This window comes from Streptomyces sp. NPDC094034 (genome assembly GCF_040303865.1).
Taxonomy (GTDB): Bacteria; Actinomycetota; Actinomycetes; order Streptomycetales; family Streptomycetaceae; genus Streptomyces.
The window spans coordinates 21,010-37,694 of record NZ_JBEOUD010000013.1 but is presented as its reverse complement, the minus strand read 5'-3'; the positions used below and the strand labels follow the sequence as shown (position 1 = coordinate 37,694).

The following is a 16,685-nucleotide window of genomic DNA, read 5'->3' as shown; positions in this document are numbered from 1 at the left end:
CCGGTGGCGATCAGGTGGGAGCCGGTTGGGGTCGGTACGGCTGCGCCGGGCCGGGCGGCGCCCGGTTGACGGAGGCGTGACGTGGGGCGACCGGTGTCGTTAAACTCCCTTAAGCCCTGGCGCCATTGAGGAGTCGCGTGGCGCTTCTCCCCACTGACGGGCGGTCATCCATGGGGCTCTGAGGGCCCCATGTGCCACAAGAATCGAATATCTACCCGGAAACCCCACTTTGGAGTGAACTCACCTCAGGTGTCTGCCGGTTCACTCTCCGTGCGTAAAGATTCCGGTGTCTCGGTCGCCACCGCCCCGTGTCCCCGTTGGGCGGGCCGGCGACACCAAATCTCTTGTGGGGGTTCCACATCTTGAACAGCAACACCTTCCGCATGCCCGCACGCCGAGCCGCCGCCCTGATGGCCGCCGGCGCACTCACGGCGGGCCCCCTGGCCCTCGCCGCTCCGGCGGGGGCCACCGAGGGCGCGGGCGACGGGCGCGCGACCGCGGTCGTGCTCAGGACCGGCCTCGACGTGTCCCTGCTCAACAAGACCCTCAACGTGCCCCTGCGGGCCGCCCTGAACGAGGTGTCGGCGCCCGCGAACGCGGACAAGACGACCCTGAGCGTCCAGCTGGACGGGGTCGACCAGGGCAGGGCTTTCACCGTGCTGCGCGCCGACGTGGCCACCGCGAGGGCGACGGCCGACGCGCACAAGGCGGAGGGATACACCAACCTCGCCCACGCGAAGGTGCATGTGCCCGGACTGCCGCTGCTCTCGCTCATCGAGGTCCAGGAGGTCACCTCCAAGGCGCTCTGCGTGGCCGGGAAGCGGCCGGTCGCGGAGTCGGAACTGCTCGGCCAGGTCACCGTGCTCGGCAAGCGCGTCACGCTCTCCGCGGGCGGTCCCACCCGGGTCGAGGTCCCCGGTGTGGGCACCGTCACGCTCGATCTGTCGAAGACGCACACCACGTCCCGTACAGCCGCGGCCAGCGCGCTCGAACTGCGTGTGTCGATCAACCCGCTCAAGCTGAACGTCGCCGAGGTCGAGGGCACCGTCACGCTCGCCGGGGCCACCTGCGAGTCGCCGAAGGCGCCCGCGGCCACCCGGACTCCGGAACCGGAGAAGTCCGCGCCCGCGAAGGCCGATACGAAGCCGCAGACCGTGGCGGAGCCGGCCGAGGAGAACCTCGCGGAGACGGGCGGCAACTCCTCGACGCCGTATCTGGCGGGCGGCGCGGTGGCGCTGCTCGGGGCGGGCGGTGGAGCACTCCTGCTGGCGAGGGCCGCCCGCCGACGCTGACCGCCTCCCGCCCGCGAACCACTGACGTCATGTCAGGGCCGGGGGACGGGGACGGGGCGCGGGCGGGACGGGGGCGGGGGCGGTAACGGGGGGCCGGGAGCGGGAGGCGCTCGCGGCCCCTTGGCCGCTACCCGAGCGCCCGGGTGGCGGCCCGCACCGGACCCGTGAGGCTCAGGAGGTCGGTGCTGTCCGCCCACTGGTCCACGCTTCCCGTCAGCGGCCGTCCCCGTAGCTCCGGATCCGTCACCGTCGCCGCCAGCGCCCGCGCGAACCGATCGGCGTGCAGCACTTGGAACGGCCGGCTGTGATAGCTCCGGCACGCCGGATCCACCGGTTCGGCGAGCCCACTGTCGTTCTGGAGCGCGGCCACCGTCTCGTACGCCTCGCACAGCCCGCGTTCCCGCTCCGGGTACTCCGTCGCCGCCAGCGCGCTCCGCAGCGACGGCAGCAGGTTCTCGGCGACGTCCAGCTGTCCGAACGCGCTGCCCAGCCATTTTCCGTACGGGGCGTACCGCCGCCCCAGGAGCAGACACAGCCGCATGAGATCGTGCACCAGGCGGCCCGCGACCACCGCCGAGCCGAGATCGTCCCCGACCTCGGCGCAGCGCCCGACGAAAGCCTCCTGCCGCGAGATCCGCTGCCACTGACAGGCCAGCAGGTGGCGCCACACCTGATCCGGGTACCAGGCCAGCCGCCGCCGCGCGGCGGTGAGCGTGCCGGGCCCGTCGTGGAACACCGCGCCGCCCGTCACCTCGGCGAGCTTCTGCTGCGGCATCGCGAGCCAGTCCAGGACGGTCGGTTCGCCGGCCGTCGGATCGGCACCGGTCTCCAGCGTCAGCCAGCCGCCGACATCCTGGACGGAGACCCGGTGGTCCACCGGACCGTCCGTCAGCTCCATATGGCCGACAGGGTCGAGCGGATCGTCCTGCGGCCGGAAGTGGGTGGGCCAGCCGCGTACGTCCTTCGGTAGTCGCTCGGCCAGGAGCCGGTGGAGCTGAGGGCCGTACCGGGCCGCTTCGTCCGGCGCCAGGAACAGCTGTAGTCGAGGCCCCCATTCGTGATCGGCGGACCGCGCGGTGTCGAACCCGAGGACCTCCGAGCCGGTGCCGACCCGCGCGGCGGCATGGCTCAGTCCGGGGAAGGCGTCATCGAGAAGCGGCCGGACGGCCTCCTCGTACAGGATCCGGGACAGCTCAAGACCGGGGAGGAAAGCGGGGTCGGCGGTGGTCATGCGAACACCTTGGCGGGCGTGCCCCCTTGGGACCAGCGATTATCCGGGCGCGCCTTGGTGGGCCGGTACGCAGGTCGGCGGGTCGGTACGCGGGTCGGCGGTCGGCCGCTGTCCGCATCGACCGGCCGCCGTCAGCCCATCGCCGTTAGCCGATCGCCGTCAGTGCCTGGTCCAGGGCCTGGAGGAAACGGTTCGTCGTGGCCCGGTCGCGGACCGCGAGCCGCAGCCAGTCGCGGTCGAGCCCCGGGAAGGTGTCGCCGCGCCGGGCGGCGAAGCCCAGCGTGCGCAGCCTGGCCCGCACCGCGTCCGCGCGCTTCACCCGGATCAGCACGAACGGGCCCTCCGCCGCCTCCACCGCCCGGACCTCCTCGAACTCCGCCAGTCCGGCCAGCAGATGCGCGCGCTCCACCGCGATCCGGCAGGCCGCCAGCTCGGCCTCCGCGAGCGCGGCAGGGGACATGCACGCCTCCGCCGCCGCCAGCGCGGGTGTCGAAACCGGCCACAGCGGCTGCGCGCGCTCCAGCGCCGCGACCGTGCCGGGCTCGGCCAGCACATAGCCGATCCGCAGCCCCGCCAGGCCCCAGGTCTTGGTGAGGCTGCGCAGTACGACGAGCCCCGGCACGTCCATGCGCCCGGCCAGCGCCTCCGGCTCGCCCGGCACCGCGTCCATGAACGCCTCGTCCACCACCAGCGTCCGGCCGGGCCTGGCCAGCTTCACGATCACTTCGGCCGGATGGAGCACGGACGTCGGATTGGTCGGATTCCCGAGCGCCACCAGATCCGCGTCGTCGGGCACCGCCTCGGGATCCAGTCGGAAGCCGTCCCTCGCGCCCAGCAGCACTCGCCGCACCCGGTGCCCCGCGTCCCGCAGCGCCGACTCCGGCTCGGTGAACTGCGGATGGACCACCACGGGCCGACGGGCCGGCAGCGCGCGGGCCAACAGCACGAACGCCTCCGCCGCCCCCGCCGTCAGCAGCACCCGTTCGACCGGCAGTCCGTGCCGCGCCGCGACCGCCGCGCGGGCCGCCCGCCCGTCGGGATACGCCGCGAGTCCGGTCAGCGAGTCGGCGATGCGCGCGCGCAGCCAGTCCGGGGGAGTGCCCATACGGACATTCACCGCGAGATCTATCAGCCCGGCGGCTCCGTCCCGCACCTCGGCATCACCGTGATGGCGCAGGTCATGGCTGTCAGCGCGCGTAGACATGGCAGTCATGGAGGTCGCGGCCGGATATGGCCTCCGGCGCGTGGGGCGGGGCCGACAACGGCCGGGAAGGCGCCAACTGGGGAAGCACCGACCGGGAAGGCACCAACTGGGAAAGCACCGATCGGGATGGCGCCGACCGGGAAGGCACCGAACGGGAAGGCGCCGACCCGGGGCGCGACCACGGTCCCCGCTGCCGGGACATCACTCCCCGACTGTTCTCGATGGGCTGGACAACGAGGATCACCGGGCTCCTTTCCCCTTCTCCCGCCACCGGTTCCCCCGGGACGTCACCACACGGTCCGCGCGCTGCCGCGAGGCCGCTGCACTCTACCGTCAACACCGACATCATTTCCGCCCGTGCCGGTTCCACTCCGACTGGCTCCTATCCGCCACGGCACAGGTGACCGACGCCGGCCCGGCGCCGGAGCCCGACTTCCGTTTCGGTACGAGGAGTTCGCCCCCGCGCACGAGCGCGGCGGCCTCGGCGACGGACGGCGTCCCCACCGCCGCCAGCGGCGCACCGGACGGGTTCGGTACGGCGACCGCGGCCAGCAGCTCGGCCGGGTATCCCCGCAAGGGGACCCCGAGCCGCGCCGCCGCCCCGGCGATCCCCGCCTCGCCAACCCTGCTCTCGACCGTGGCCATCTCGATCAGGGAGCGGGGCGAGAGCCCGGCGTCGCGCAGCGCGGTCTCGATCAGCCCGAGTACGTCCGCCACGGACACCCCGGAGCGTGCGCCCACCCCCACCACAAGCGCGGGCCCCGGCTCGCTCGTCGTCTGTTCCGGCTCGCTCCCTGCCTGTTCCGGCTCGCTCCCTGCCTGTTCCGGCTCGCTCCTCGCCTGTTCCGGCTCGCTCCCCGCCGTTCCCGGCCCGCTCCCCGGATGTGCGAAGTACCCGTCCGATCGGCTATGCAAGGGCCCATGGCGGTGTTCGTCGCGCTCGGCGCGTTCCTCATGACGCTGTTCGGCGGCTGGACGGCGCAGCGCGTCACCGACCGCCGCCATCTCGTGCTGGGCCTGGCCGGGGGGCTGATGCTCGGCGTGGTCGGCCTGGATCTGCTGCCGGAGGCCATACACGCGGCGGGCGGCGAGATCCTGGGGGTGCCCCAGGCACTGCTGCTGTTCGTCGGCGGCTTTCTCGTAGCCCATCTGGTGGAACGCCTGCTCGCCGTGCGCCGCGCGTCCCACGGCGGCGACCCGCACGGCTCCGGTCTCCGGCCCGGCGAGCGGGTGCCCCAGGTGGGGCTGACGGCCGCGGCGGCCATGGTGGGGCACAGCCTGATGGACGGCATCGCGCTCGGCGCGGCCTTCCAGGTCGGCGGCGGCATGGGCATCGCCGTCGCCCTGGCCGTCGTCGCCCATGACTTCGCCGACGGCTTCAACACGTACACGATCACCAGCCTGTACGGGAACGACCGGCGCAAGGCGATCACGATGCTGGTCGCGGACGCGATCGCGCCGGTGCTCGGCGCGGCGTCCACCCTGCTGTTCACCCTCCCGGCCCAAGCGCTCGGCAGCTACCTCGGCTTCTTCGCCGGCGTCCTGCTCTATCTCGCCGCCGCCGAGATCCTGCCCGAGGCGCACCACGACCATCCGGCGCGCTCCACGCTGCTCTGCACGGTCCTCGGTGTGGGCTTCATCTGGGCGGTGGTCGGCGTGGCCGACTGACCCGGGGCGCGCGCTTCCCCCGGGCCGCCCGTCCGTCACGCCGTACATCTCTTCACGAACACCTCTCAGCGAACCGCCGCGCAGCTCTCGGCGAACCGCCCCGCGTCTCTCAGCGAACCGCCGCGCAGCTCTCGGCGAACCGCCGCGCCTGCTCCGGCGACGCCGCCCAGTGCGTATGCAGATAGCTCGCGTGCACGCCCTGTTTTACGAACCCCTCCACCCGGCGCTCCGGATGGACCACCCCCCACGCCGGAGCCGCCCCGGCGCCCGGCTCCAGCACGGTCCGGTGGAACTCGTGCCCCCGTACGCGCGTACCGGCCTGCGCCAGCGCGCTGTCGCCGACGGCCACCGCCTCCCGGTAGCCCAGCGTCAGCCGCCCCGACATCCGTGCGTCGGCCGCCAGGACCCCGCACATCGGCGCCCCGTCCAGGGAGCGCGCCAGATACAGCAGCCCGGCGCATTCGGCGGCCACCGGCGCGCCGGAGTGTGCCAACTCCGCCACGGCCTTGCGCAGCGGCTCGTTGGCGGACAGTTCGGCCGCGTACACCTCGGGGAACCCGCCGCCGATCACCAGACCCCTGGTGCCTTCCGGAAGTCGCTCGTCCCGCAGTGGATCGAACGGGACGACGTCCGCGCCCGCGGCCGTCAGCAGCTCGGAGTGCTCGGCGTACGAGAAGGTGAAGGCGGACCCGCCCGCCATCGCGATCACCGGCCGCCCCGCGCGCCCGTCGCGCCCGTCGCGCCCCGCGCGCCCCGTGCGGACGACGGGCTCGATCGCCGGCTCCCACGGCGTCACATCGAGCGCCGGCGCACTGCGCGCGAGCGCCAGCAGCGCCTCCAGATCGCATCCCGCCCGCACCCGCGCGGCCAGCTCCCGCATCGATCCGACCGCCTCCGCGCGCCGCTCCGCGACCGGCACCAGACCCAGATGACGCGAGGGCACGGTGACCCCGTCGGCGCGCCGCAGCACCCCCATGACCGGCACGCCCGACTCGTCCAGCGCGTCGCGCAGCAGCCGTTCATGCCGGTCGGTGGCGACCTTGTTGAGGATCACCCCGCCGATCCGCACCTCCGGATCCCAGGAGGCGAAGCCATGCACCAGCGCCGCCACCGAACGCGACTGCGACGAGGCGTCCACCACCAGGACCACGGGCGCGCGCAGCAGTTTCGACACCTGCGCGGTGGAGGCCAGTTCGCCCTGGCCCGAGGCGCCGTCGTAGAGCCCCATCACACCCTCGACGACCGCCAGGTCACAGCCCGCCGCGCCATGCGCGAACAGCGGCCCGATCAGCGCGGGACCGCACATGTACGCGTCGAGGTTGCGGCCCGGCCGCGCACGGGCGGCCGATCCCGGCGCGCCGGACTCTCCCGCCGCGCCGGACGCCCCCCGGGCCACGGCGAGCGCGTGATAGCCAGGGTCGATGTAATCGGGCCCGACCTTGTGCGGGGAGACGGCCAGACCGCGCTCCGAGAAGGCGGCCATCAGCCCCGTCGCGACCGTGGTCTTGCCGCTCCCGGAGGCGGGTGCGGCGATGACCAGCCGGGGGACGTTCACCATGGGACGTTCACCACTCGATGCCCCTCTGGCCCTTCTGACCCGCGTCCATCGGATGCTTGACCTTCGTCATCTCCGTCACGAGGTCCGCGAAGTCCATCAGTTTCTCGGGGGCGTTGCGCCCGGTGATCACCACATGCTGGGTGCCGGGGCGCTCGCGCAGCACCTCGATCACCTCGTCGGTGTCCACCCACCCCCAGTGCAGCGGATACGCGAACTCGTCCAGCACGTAGAGCTTGTGCGTCTCTGCCGCCAGATCGCGCTTGACCTGCTCCCAGCCCTCGCGCGCCGCCTCCTCGTTGGAGTACTGCGCGTCGCGCTGCACCCAGGACCAGCCCTCGCCCATCTTGTGCCAGGCGACCTGACCGCCCTCGCCGCTCGCCCCCAGCACCTTCAGCGCCCGTTCCTCGCCGACCTTCCACTTCGCGGACTTCACGAACTGGAACACCCCGACCGGCCACCCCTGCGTCCAGGCGCGCAGCGCGAGTCCGAACGCCGCCGTCGACTTGCCCTTGCCCGTGCCCGTATGGACGAGGACGAGCGGACGGTTACGGCGCTGGCGGGTGGTGAGCCCGTCGTCCGGTACGGATTCCGGCTGTCCCTGTGGCATTAAGCGGCCCTCCTGGGTCGTCCGTCGTGTGCCTGTGCCCGCTGTACATCCCGCTGTACGTCCCTGACCAGACCGGCGATGCTGTCCGCGCGCAGTTCGTCGAGGGTGATGGCCGTACCCTCAAGCGCCGCCGCGAGCGACGCGGCCAGACCGAGCCGTACCGGCCCCGACTCGCAGTCCACGACCACCGACGCCGTCCCCTCCGAGGCGTGCAGCCGCGCCGCGCGCGCCGCCAGCGCCACCGGGTCAGCGCCGCCCGCCGCCCGTGCGCCGCCCGCCGACCGCGCCCCGGTCGCCCGTCCGTCCGTCACCACGAGCAGCAGGGGACGGCGCGCCGGATCCCTCATCCGCTCCACCCGCAACACGTCGTGCGCCTTGAGCAGCCCGGCGGCGAGCGGCGTGCGCCCGCCCGTCGGCAGCGACTCCAGCCGGGCCGCCGCCGTGTCCACCGACGAGGTGGGCGGCAGCGCCACCTCCGCCTCCGTGCCCCGGAAGGTGATCAGTCCGACCTTGTCGCGCCGCTGGTAGGCGTCCAGCAGCAGCGAGAGCACGGCGCCCTTCACCGCGCTCATCCGCCGCCTGGCCGCCATCGAGCCCGACGCGTCGACCACGAACAGGACGAGATTCCCCTCGCGCCCCTCCCGTGTCGCCTGCCGCAGATCGTCCTTGCGCACCACCAGACCCGGACCGCTGCGCCCGCGCGCCCGCTGGTGCGGCGCCGCCGCCTGGACGGTCGCCGCCAGATGCAGCTTGGTGAGCGCGCCCCTGGGCTGCCGGGACCCGGTCGTCCTGCCGTGCTCGGTACGGGCCCGGGAGCGCCGACCGGCCGCGCCCTCGCCCAGACCCGGCACGCTCAGCGTCTTCGTACGGAACGGCTCGGTGGCCCGTACGGCCGTCTGCTCACCGGCCCCGGCGCGGCGCGGCTGTCCCTGGGGTCCGGGCTCCGCCTCCGCGGGCGTGTCGTCCGGCCCCGACCCTGGCTCGGGCGGTGTGCCGGACTCCTCAGCCCCCTCAGGCCCCTTAGCCCCCTCGGGACCCGTTGCCCCCTCGGGGCCCTCTGGACCGGACCGCGGCGGGACGCCACCGCCACCGCCGGGCCCGTCAGGACCCGGGTCGTCGTCCCCGCCGTCGCCGTCCTCGCCCTTGAACTCGTCCAGCGTGTCGTCGAGCTTGTCCTCGTCGAGCCCCGGCGTGTCGAAGGGGTTACGGCGCCGCCGGTGCGGCAGCGCCAGCAGCGCGGCCTGTCGTACGTCCTCGGCGAGTACGTCGGTACGTCCCGCCCAGGCGGCCAGCGCCGTCGCGGTCCGCGCCATCACGATGTCCGCCCGCATCCCGTCCACCTCGAACGCGGCGCAGGTCGCGGCTATCCGCAGCAGCGCCCCGTCGCCGAGCCGCACCCGCGGCAGCAGCGCCCGCGCGGCGACGATCCGGTCCCGCAGCGCGGTCTCCTCCTCGGCCCAGCGCGCCGCGAACCCGGCCGGATCGTCGTCGTACGCCAGCCGCCGCCGTACGACCTCCACCCGCAGCTCCGGCTCGCGCGAGGCGGCGACCTCCACGGTCAGTCCGAAGCGGTCGAGCAACTGCGGTCGCAGCTCGCCCTCCTCGGGGTTCATCGTCCCGACGAGCAGGAACCGCGCGGCGTGCCGTACGGAGACGCCCTCACGCTCGACGTACGAGGCGCCCATGGCGGCGGCGTCCAGCAGCAGGTCGACCAGGTGGTCATGGAGGAGGTTGACCTCGTCGACGTAGAGCACCCCTCGGTGGGCGTCCGCGAGCAGACCCGGCTCGAAGGCCTTCACGCCCTCGGACAGCGCCCGTTCGATGTCCAGCGCGCCGACGAGCCGGTCCTCCGAGGCTCCCACGGGCAGCTCGACCATCCGGGCGGGCCTCGCCGCACCGGGCGCCGTCTCGTGCGGCCCGTCCGGGCACCGCTCGTCGGGCGCGGCGGGATCGCAGCTGAACCGGCACCCGGCGACGACCGGCACCTCCGGCAGCAGCGCGGAAAGGGCGCGTACGGCCGTGGACTTGGCCGTCCCCTTCTCGCCCCGGACGAGCACACCGCCGACGGCGGGGCTCACCGCGTTGAGCAACAGGGCGAGCCGCAGATCGTCCATCCCCACCACGGCGGTGAACGGAAAGGGTGTGCTCATATGCTGATCGCTCCTTCGAAGATGGTCGTCATGGCGCTCCCGGCGGAATGAAGGGCAGCCCCGCGGGCGCGCCCTCCTCGATCAGGCGCATCAGCGCGTCCGTGTCCGCGTGCTCCTCGATGAGGTCACCGAGCAGATCGAGCTGTTCCTCCCGCAACACGCCGAAGCTCGTGTCCGGCGCGGGGACGAAACGCCGCCCCGCCGTTCGCGCCACCTCCGTCAGGAACCGCCGCCGGAACGCGTCGCTCTCCAGCGCCCCGTGCCAGTGCGTGCCCGTGACGGCCCCCACCCGGCAGCCGTCCAGCGCGCGCCCGTCCGCGTCGGAGACAAACACGTCGCCTCCCCGTACCTCCGCGACGCCGTGATGGATCTCGTACCCCTCCACCGCCTCACCGAGGGCCACGCCCACCGGTCGGGCGAGGGTCTTCTCGCGGGCGAACCGCACCCGTACGGGCAGCAATCCGAGACCGGGCACCGCGCCCGCCCGGGACTCCACTTCGTCGTCGATGTGCTCGCCCAGGATCTGGTAGCCGCCGCAGATCCCCAGTACGGGACGCCCCTCGGCGGCCCGCCAGGCGAGCGCGTCGGCGAGCCCGCGCTCCCGCAGCCACGCCAGTGCCTTGACCGTGCCGCGCGTGCCGGGCACCACCACGAGATCGGCGTCGGCCAGTTCCTCGGGCCGGTCCACGAACCGCACGACGACCCCCGGCTCCGCCGCCAGCGCGTCCACATCGGTGAAGTTGGACATCAGCGGCACGGCGCAGACCGCGACCCGCAGCACGTCCTCGCCGTACGGGGGTGTCGCCGGGGACTCGCGTACGGCGCCGCGCAGGGAGACGCGCAGCCCGTCCTCCTCGTCGATGCCCAGACCGTGCCGGAACGGCAGCACACCGAGCGTGGACCGCCCCGTGAGCCCGCGAAGCATCGCGAGACCCGGTTCGAGCAGCGAGACATCGCCCCGGAACTTATTGACCAGATAGCCCGCGATCAGCTCCTGGTCCTCGGGCGCCAGCAGCGCGGTCGTCCCGAAGAACGAGGCGAAGACGCCGCCCCGGTCGATGTCCCCGACCACCACCACCGGCAGCCGCGCGGCGCGCGCGATGCCCATGTTCACGATGTCGGTACGGCGCAGATTGATCTCCGCGGGGCTGCCCGCCCCTTCGCAGATCACGGCGTCGTACGTGCCGCGCAGCCGCTCCAGACACTCCAGGACGGGCCCGAGCAGGGCTTCCCGCCCGTGCGGAGTCCTCCCGGGGGACGCGTCGGCCGATCGCGGCTCCGCCGCGGGCCCGGACCCGAAGTAACCCCGGGCGCTCATCTCTCCCACGGGCCGCCCCATCAGCACCACTTGGCTGCTGCGGTCACCGCCGGGCTTCAGCAGGACGGGGTTCATCAGCGCCGTCGGCTCGACCCGGGCCGCCTGGGCCTGCATCGCCTGGGCCCGTCCGATCTCCGCGCCCTCGCGTGTCACGAACGAGTTCAGTGACATGTTCTGCCCCTTGAAGGGCGCGACCTTTACCCCACGGCGCACTAGCCAGCGGCAGATCCCCGCCGTGACCACGCTCTTGCCCGCGTCGGAGGTCGTGCCGGCGATCAGCAGCCCCCCGCCGCGCCCGCCCCGGCTCATCCACGTTCCTTTCCCGCGCCTGTCGTACGGCGTATCGGGCCTGTCGTACGACTTCCCGCGCCTGTCGTACGGCGTATCGCGCCGAATCCGAACCGGGCCGCCACACAGACCGCGAGAGCCGCCCCGGTCACCCGGCGCGACAGCCGTACGGCCCGCTCGATGTCCGCGACCTCCACGGGCCGCCCCCCACCGTTCAGTACGGGCCGGTGCTCCACCCGTCCGCCGTACGCGAGCGTCCCGCCCAGCCGTACGCCCAGCGCGCCCGCGAACGACGCCTCCACGGGGCCCGCGTTGGGGCTCGGATGCCGGCGCGCGTCCTGCCGTACCGCCCGCAGGGCCGCGCGTGGATCGCCGCCGACCGCGCCGGCCAGCGCCCCGGCGAGTACGGAGGTCAGCCGGGCGCCCGGCCATCCCACGACATCGTCGAGCCGGGCCGAGGCCCAGCCGAACCGGCGGTAACGGGGCGAGAGATGACCCACCATCGCGTCCAGCGTGTTCACGGCGCGGAATCCGGCGAGCCCCGGCACCCCCGCCACCGCTCCCCACACCAGCGCGCCCACCACGGCGTCGGAGGTGTTCTCGGCGACCGACTCCACCACGGCCCGCGCGATCTGCTGTCCCTCCAGCGCCTGCGGGTCACGGCCGCACAGACGCGGCAGCCGCTCCCTGGCCCGTTCGACGTCGCCGGCCGCGAGCGCCGCGCCGATGGCCCGTGCCTCCCGCCCCAGTGAAGTGCCGCCGACCACCGCCCAGGTGGTGGCGGCGGTCAGTGCCACGGAGGCGGTGTGACGGTCCCGTACGCCCCGGGCGGCCAGCGCCGCGATCCCGGCGGCTCCTCCGGCGCAGACCGCGGTGTGCAGCGCGCCCCAGCCCCGGTGGTCACGCCACAGCGTCCGCTCGACGGTCGTCGCCGCCCGGCCGAACGCGGCGACGGGATGACCCCGGCGCGGATCGCCGAACAACTGGTCGCCCAGGAGACCCACGGCGGCGCCGTAGGCGAAAACACGCTCGGCGGCCTGACCCCGGCCGCGCACGACGGCCGAACGGCGGCCAGGCATGGCAAAAATGTCCTCACTCAGGGTCCGCGCCCCGGCTCGACGTGATGCGGCGGCGAGAGTTCCTGGCTCCTGGAGACATGGCTCGCAGTGACAGTGGCGGGACCGCGCCGGATTCGCACCGGCTTCCTCTTCTGCCGTCGCCCGGGTCCTGTCCGGCCGGACAGGACCCCAATGGCCCAGGAAGTCCACCACGCAGCGCAAACACCCGTCAACTCATCCCTGACCAGCGACGGGACAGTGTGCCGAGCCCCACACGGCACGCCCGTCCCGTGGGCGACACGGAGACCGGCCCGGGCGCGTGACGCACGCGCCGGGGCCGGCCGGGGGTGTGGTGGTCCTGGTGTTCCGGTCGCCCGGTCACCGGTCGCCGGTCAGGCGACGATCAGATAGATCCCGTACGCGACGGCCGTCACGCAGAGCACGAAGCAGGTGTAGGCGCCCGTACGGGCCAGCGCCACGGAGCCGGTCGCGCCCCGCGCGCTCGCCGACTCCCGCTTGGCGAGGCCCACGATGCCGAGGGTGAACAGGCCCACGAGGGCGACGGTGGCCACGAGGCTGACCCCGAAGACGGAACCGAGTGCTGCCCAGTCGATGTTCATGCGGTTTCTCTTCCTTACGCCGTGGCGGTACGTACGCGGTACTTACACCTTGGCGGTTCGCGCGGACTCGCCCGCGGGGTCCGAGGGGCCCGGGGCCGGGATGGTGGTCGACAGTTCCTGCGCGGCACCGGCCGTGGGCGGCGGGGTGACGGCCGCGACGGCGTTGGTGACGACGCCCGCCGGCTCGGCGCTCCCGGCGCCTTCCGCCGCGCCCGCGCCCGTGGCTTCGCTCTCGTTCACATTGGTGTGGTCGACCGGACGACGGCGCGAGGCGAGCCAGATCGCCGCGGAGATCCCGACGAGCAGGACGGCGACGACCGCGATGCCCCAGGTGCCCTGGCCGGTGAGGAACTCGGCCCCGGCGGCGACCAGGCCGGCGGCGGGCAGCGTGAGCCCCCAGGCGATGAACATCCGGGTGGCGGTCGACCAGCGGACCACACCGCCCTTGCGGCCGAGGCCCGCGCCCATCACGGCGCCGGAGCACGACTGGGTGGTGGAGAGCGAGAAGCCCAGATGCGAGGAGGCCAGGATGACGGTGGCGGCACTGGTCTGGGCGGCGAAGCCCTGCTGCGGACGGAGATCGGTGAGGCCGGTGCCCATGGTGCGGATGATGCGCCAGCCGCCGAGATACGTACCGAGCGCGATCGCCAGTCCGGCGGAGACGATCACCCACAGCGGGGGGTTGGAGCCGGGGGCGAGGACGCCGCCGGTGACCAGGGCGAGGGTGATGACACCCATGGTCTTCTGCGCGTCGTTGGTGCCATGGGCGAGGGAGACGAGCCCGGCGGAGGCGATCTGCCCGGCGCGGTAGCCCTTGGCGGTCGCCTTGTCGTCCGTACGGCGGCCGATGCGGTACGTCAGCCTCGTCGCGAGCAGCGCCGCGAGACCGGCGACGACCGGCGCGGCGAGCGCGGGGATCAGCACCTTGGTGATGACGACGCCGCCGTTGACCCCGGAGGTGCCGACCGACATCAGGGTGGCGCCGATCAGGCCGCCGAAGAGTGCGTGGGAGGAGCTCGACGGCAGGCCGAGCAGCCAGGTGAGGAGATTCCACAGGATCGCGCCGACGAGCGCCGCGAAGATCACTTCTGTTCTGATGCCCTGTTCATTGATGAGGCCGCCGGAGATCGTCTTGGCGACCTCCACGGACAGGAACGCGCCGACGAGATTCAGGACGGCGGACATGCCCACCGCGACCTTGGGCTTGAGTGCCCCGGTCGAGATGGTGGTCGCCATCGCGTTCGCGGTGTCGTGGAAGCCGTTCGTGAAATCGAACACGAGAGCCGTCACGATCACGATCGCGAGCAGCAGCGTGATGTGTTCCATTGACCCAGGACCCAGGCAATCTTTTGACGTCAGTGGCCTCGGTGAACGTAGGGAGTCTTGGTAAACGGAAGATGAACTGGGCTCGTCTTTGTGGTGTCCTCATGTGGGGATAAATCGCCCGCCTGTTCTGGTGGAGCGCCCTGCGTGCCGCCGTATCCGCCTGACAGGATTCCCTTATGACTGATCAGCAGAACCAGGACGCGATAGCCGGGGCCTGGCGTGAACTCATCACGACCGCCCGGAGAACAGCAGATGAAGGGCTTGTTGTCGGCACATCCGGCAATGTGTCGGTACGGATCGGCGAGCTGATCCTCGTCACGCCGAGCGGAGTCCCGTATGACCAGCTGACCGCCGAGGACACCGTCGGCGTCGATCTGGCGGGCCGTCAGGTCCTCGGAACATTCACCCCAACGAGTGAGCTGCCGCTGCACCTCGCCGTTTACCGGAACACCTCCGCGACGGCCGTGGTGCACACCCACGCGGTGCACGCCACCGCCGTCTCCACCCTCGTCCCCGAACTGCCCCTGATCCACTACATGGCGGCGGCCCTCGGCGGCGCGGTCCGGGTCGCCCCCTACGCGCTCTACGGCTCGGACGACCTGGCAGCCCATATGCTCCACGCCCTGCGCGACCGCAACGCCTGTCTGCTCCAGAACCACGGCACCGTCGCCTACGGCGACAGCCTCGCCCAGGCCTACGACCGCACGGCCCAACTGGAGTGGATGTGCCGGCTCTGGCTCACCGCGAGCTCGCTGCCGGGCCGTACTCCCACGCTGCTGACCGAGGCCCAGCTCGACGAGGTCGGGCAGCGGCTGAAGGGATATGGACAGCGGGGCTGACCAGCGCTTTCGCCGGGGCGGTCGGTAGGGACGCGGCACTCCGACGGACGCCGCCGGCTGGCCGAGCCCGGCGGGGGTGACCACACTGAGAATGTGCGCCCCGCCAAAGCGACGGCAGCGGCCGTCTCCACCCTGATCGGCGTCGGCGCGGCCGCGCTCGCGGCCGGCCGGTACGCGGGCGACGCCGCGCTCAAGATGCCACCGGGCCGCCCGCTGCCGGGCGACCCCCGGCTCACCGTGCACGCCACCGCCGCCGGACAGATCACGCTGACCCGCTGCCTCGCCTCCCTGCGCCCCGGTACATACGGAATCGAGGGCCCCGGCGTGCACGCCGTCGTCGGGCCCGTTCTCGACGAGGTGGAGCACGCCGCGGACACCGTGGTGCGCCGACTGGAGCGTGTCAGCCACGGCTCGCTCGTCCCCGGCTCCCGCGTACGCCTCACCCCGCAGGTCCACAGCGGCGATCCCACCTCCGCGCTGGGCCTCGACCACAAGGACGTGACGATCCCGGGCGAACTCGGGCCGCTGCCCGCCTGGTTCGTGCCCGGGGTGCGCGACACCTGGGTGATCACCGCTCATGGCCTCGGCACCACCCGTGAGCACCCCATGAACCTCATGGAGTTCCTGGCGGAACAGGAACTTCCGGTACTCGACCTCGCCTATCGGGGCGATCCCGGCGCGCCCCGCTCCCCGGACGGCCTCGGCCACCTCGGCGAGTCCGAATGGCGCGACCTCGACGCGGCGATCCGCTACGCGGTCCGGTACGGCGCCGAGCGCGTGGTGCTGCACGGCTGGTCCATCGGCGCCTCGATGGCGCTGGGCGCGGCGGCCGGCTCCGCGCTCCGTGCCCGGATCGCCGGGCTGGTGCTCGACTCGCCGGTGCTGGACTCGGAGGCCACCCTGCGCGCGCTGGCCGCCGCCCGCCGTGTTCCCGCGCCGCTGCTGCCGCTCGCGGTCCGGGCGGCCCAGGACCGCGCCGGAATCGACGGCGACCGGCTGCGCCAGGCCGCCGACCCCGGCACATTGAACATCCCGACGCTGATCTTCCACGGCCCCGACGACACCCTCGCCTCCTGGAACCCCTCCCGCGAACTCGCCGCCCACCGCTCCGGTCTGATCAGCCTGCACGCCGTCGCGCACGCTCCGCACGCCGCCATGTGGAACGCGGATCCGACCGGCTACGAAGAGGTGCTCCGCCGCTTCCTCACCCCCCTGATGTAGCCCCCGACCGGACAGCCCCCGACCGGACAGCGCCCGACCTGACAGCCGCCGACCGGACAGCGCCCGATGGCGGGCCTGGCGCGGCGCGTGGCCGTGGGGTGTCTTACGGGTGTCTGACGGATCTGTCCGGCATGCGCGGCCGTAGCGGAATCCGGCGCGGCGCCGGACGCTCCACTTCGCTTCCTTCGCGCACCTTGCGACCCACCGTGTCCACCTGTCACGGAGCGCTCCACCAGCTGACCCGTACCTTTCCAACAGGCATCTTCCTTCCCCTCCGTGCCCTGCGGCACCCCCGTGGAACAGGC

General features: G+C 73.1%; 13 protein-coding genes, 1 pseudogene and 1 riboswitch. Of the genes and pseudogenes, 4 read left to right on the top strand and 10 right to left on the bottom strand.

Translation table 11 applies throughout. The features are described 5' to 3' along the window. Nucleotides 1-362: 362 nt before the first annotated feature. Nucleotides 363-1,292: an SCO1860 family LAETG-anchored protein gene (locus tag ABTZ59_RS14370; RefSeq protein ID WP_351396008.1), complete on the top strand. Its 930-nt coding sequence runs from the start codon at nt 363-365 to the stop codon at nt 1,290-1,292. Between the two features lie 127 nt (nt 1,293-1,419). Here ABTZ59_RS14370 and ABTZ59_RS14365 read toward each other — a convergent pair whose 3' ends face one another. The 3 genes and pseudogenes from ABTZ59_RS14365 to ABTZ59_RS37370 form a co-directional block, all read right to left on the bottom strand. After that, nucleotides 1,420-2,523: a DUF4037 domain-containing protein gene (locus ABTZ59_RS14365; RefSeq protein WP_351396005.1), complete on the bottom strand. Its 1,104-nt coding sequence runs from the start codon at nt 2,521-2,523 to the stop codon at nt 1,420-1,422. A 145-nt stretch (nt 2,524-2,668) separates the two neighbouring features. Next, on the bottom strand, nt 2,669-3,727 hold the full coding sequence (gene cobC, locus ABTZ59_RS37375) for an Rv2231c family histidinol phosphate aminotransferase CobC (RefSeq protein ID WP_503002803.1): 1,059 nt from the start codon (nt 3,725-3,727) through the stop codon (nt 2,669-2,671). 381 nt (nt 3,728-4,108) lie between these two features. Then, a pseudogene (locus ABTZ59_RS37370) lies at nt 4,109-4,486 on the bottom strand (cobalamin biosynthesis protein); the annotation flags it as partial. A gap of 162 nt (nt 4,487-4,648) precedes the next feature. On the opposite strand from ABTZ59_RS37370, the gene ABTZ59_RS14355 reads away from it, so the two are divergent. Beyond that, a complete protein-coding gene (locus ABTZ59_RS14355) occupies nt 4,649-5,395 on the top strand; it encodes a ZIP family metal transporter (RefSeq protein ID WP_351396002.1) in 747 nt (248 codons plus the stop codon). Between the two features lie 109 nt (nt 5,396-5,504). Here the strand turns inward: ABTZ59_RS14355 and ABTZ59_RS14350 are convergent, their stop codons facing one another. The 7 genes from ABTZ59_RS14350 to ABTZ59_RS14320 all read right to left on the bottom strand — a co-directional run bounded on the left by ABTZ59_RS14350 (nt 5,505) and on the right by ABTZ59_RS14320 (nt 14,320). After that, on the bottom strand, nt 5,505-6,953 hold the full coding sequence (locus ABTZ59_RS14350; protein WP_351395999.1) for a cobyrinic acid a,c-diamide synthase CobB: 1,449 nt from the start codon (nt 6,951-6,953) through the stop codon (nt 5,505-5,507). Between the two features lie 7 nt (nt 6,954-6,960). Further along, a complete protein-coding gene (gene cobO, locus ABTZ59_RS14345; RefSeq protein ID WP_351395997.1) occupies nt 6,961-7,560 on the bottom strand; it encodes a cob(I)yrinic acid a,c-diamide adenosyltransferase in 600 nt (199 codons plus the stop codon). After that, entirely contained in the window at nt 7,560-9,710 is a 2,151-nt protein-coding gene (locus ABTZ59_RS14340; protein ID WP_351395994.1) for a putative cobaltochelatase, read from the bottom strand. Before ABTZ59_RS14340 ends, cobO begins: the two co-directional genes overlap by 1 nt. Nucleotides 9,711-9,738: 28 nt before the next feature. Next, the gene (locus ABTZ59_RS14335; protein ID WP_351395991.1) at nt 9,739-11,337 is read right to left on the bottom strand and encodes a cobyric acid synthase; all 1,599 of its coding nucleotides are present in this window, start codon (nt 11,335-11,337) and stop codon (nt 9,739-9,741) included. After that, nucleotides 11,334-12,395, bottom strand: a complete 1,062-nt coding sequence (locus tag ABTZ59_RS14330) for a cobalamin biosynthesis protein (RefSeq protein WP_351395988.1) — start codon at nt 12,393-12,395, stop codon at nt 11,334-11,336. The genes ABTZ59_RS14335 and ABTZ59_RS14330 overlap by 4 nt, the downstream gene beginning before the upstream one ends. Nucleotides 12,396-12,429: 34 nt before the next feature. After that, a riboswitch (cobalamin riboswitch) is annotated at nt 12,430-12,581 on the bottom strand. A gap of 185 nt (nt 12,582-12,766) precedes the next feature. After that, a complete protein-coding gene (locus ABTZ59_RS14325; RefSeq protein ID WP_351395985.1) occupies nt 12,767-12,994 on the bottom strand; it encodes a hypothetical protein in 228 nt (75 codons plus the stop codon). Between the two features lie 42 nt (nt 12,995-13,036). Beyond that, nucleotides 13,037-14,320, bottom strand: coding sequence for an inorganic phosphate transporter (locus ABTZ59_RS14320; protein WP_351395982.1), 1,284 nt, complete (start codon nt 14,318-14,320; stop codon nt 13,037-13,039). Between the two features lie 176 nt (nt 14,321-14,496). Here ABTZ59_RS14320 and ABTZ59_RS14315 point away from each other — a divergent pair, with 176 nt between their 5' ends. Both ABTZ59_RS14315 and ABTZ59_RS14310 read left to right on the top strand, forming a co-directional pair. Further along, entirely contained in the window at nt 14,497-15,159 is a 663-nt protein-coding gene (locus tag ABTZ59_RS14315; protein WP_351395979.1) for a class II aldolase/adducin family protein, read from the top strand. A 93-nt stretch (nt 15,160-15,252) separates the two neighbouring features. Continuing rightward, nucleotides 15,253-16,380 carry an alpha/beta hydrolase gene (locus ABTZ59_RS14310; protein WP_351395976.1) on the top strand — a complete coding sequence of 376 codons (1,128 nt, stop codon included), beginning with the start codon at nt 15,253-15,255 and terminating at the stop codon, nt 16,378-16,380. Nucleotides 16,381-16,685 lie beyond the last annotated feature (305 nt).

Excerpts from the sequence above, each read along its gene's own strand:
- ABTZ59_RS14365 (WP_351396005.1), bottom strand. The coding sequence starts at position 2,523 with ATGACCACCGCCGACCCCGCTTTCCTCCCCGGTCTTGAGCTGTCCCGG.
- cobC (WP_503002803.1), bottom strand. The coding sequence starts at position 3,727 with ATGTCTACGCGCGCTGACAGCCATGACCTGCGCCATCACGGTGATGCC.
- ABTZ59_RS14355 (WP_351396002.1), top strand. The coding sequence starts at position 4,649 with ATGGCGGTGTTCGTCGCGCTCGGCGCGTTCCTCATGACGCTGTTCGGC.
- ABTZ59_RS14350 (WP_351395999.1), bottom strand. The coding sequence starts at position 6,953 with ATGGTGAACGTCCCCCGGCTGGTCATCGCCGCACCCGCCTCCGGGAGC.
- cobO (WP_351395997.1), bottom strand. The coding sequence starts at position 7,560 with ATGCCACAGGGACAGCCGGAATCCGTACCGGACGACGGGCTCACCACC.
- ABTZ59_RS14340 (WP_351395994.1), bottom strand. The coding sequence starts at position 9,710 with ATGAGCACACCCTTTCCGTTCACCGCCGTGGTGGGGATGGACGATCTG.
- ABTZ59_RS14335 (WP_351395991.1), bottom strand. The coding sequence starts at position 11,337 with ATGAGCCGGGGCGGGCGCGGCGGGGGGCTGCTGATCGCCGGCACGACC.
- ABTZ59_RS14330 (WP_351395988.1), bottom strand. The coding sequence starts at position 12,395 with ATGCCTGGCCGCCGTTCGGCCGTCGTGCGCGGCCGGGGTCAGGCCGCC.
- ABTZ59_RS14325 (WP_351395985.1), bottom strand. The coding sequence starts at position 12,994 with ATGAACATCGACTGGGCAGCACTCGGTTCCGTCTTCGGGGTCAGCCTC.
- ABTZ59_RS14320 (WP_351395982.1), bottom strand. The coding sequence starts at position 14,320 with ATGGAACACATCACGCTGCTGCTCGCGATCGTGATCGTGACGGCTCTC.
- ABTZ59_RS14315 (WP_351395979.1), top strand. The coding sequence starts at position 14,497 with ATGACTGATCAGCAGAACCAGGACGCGATAGCCGGGGCCTGGCGTGAA.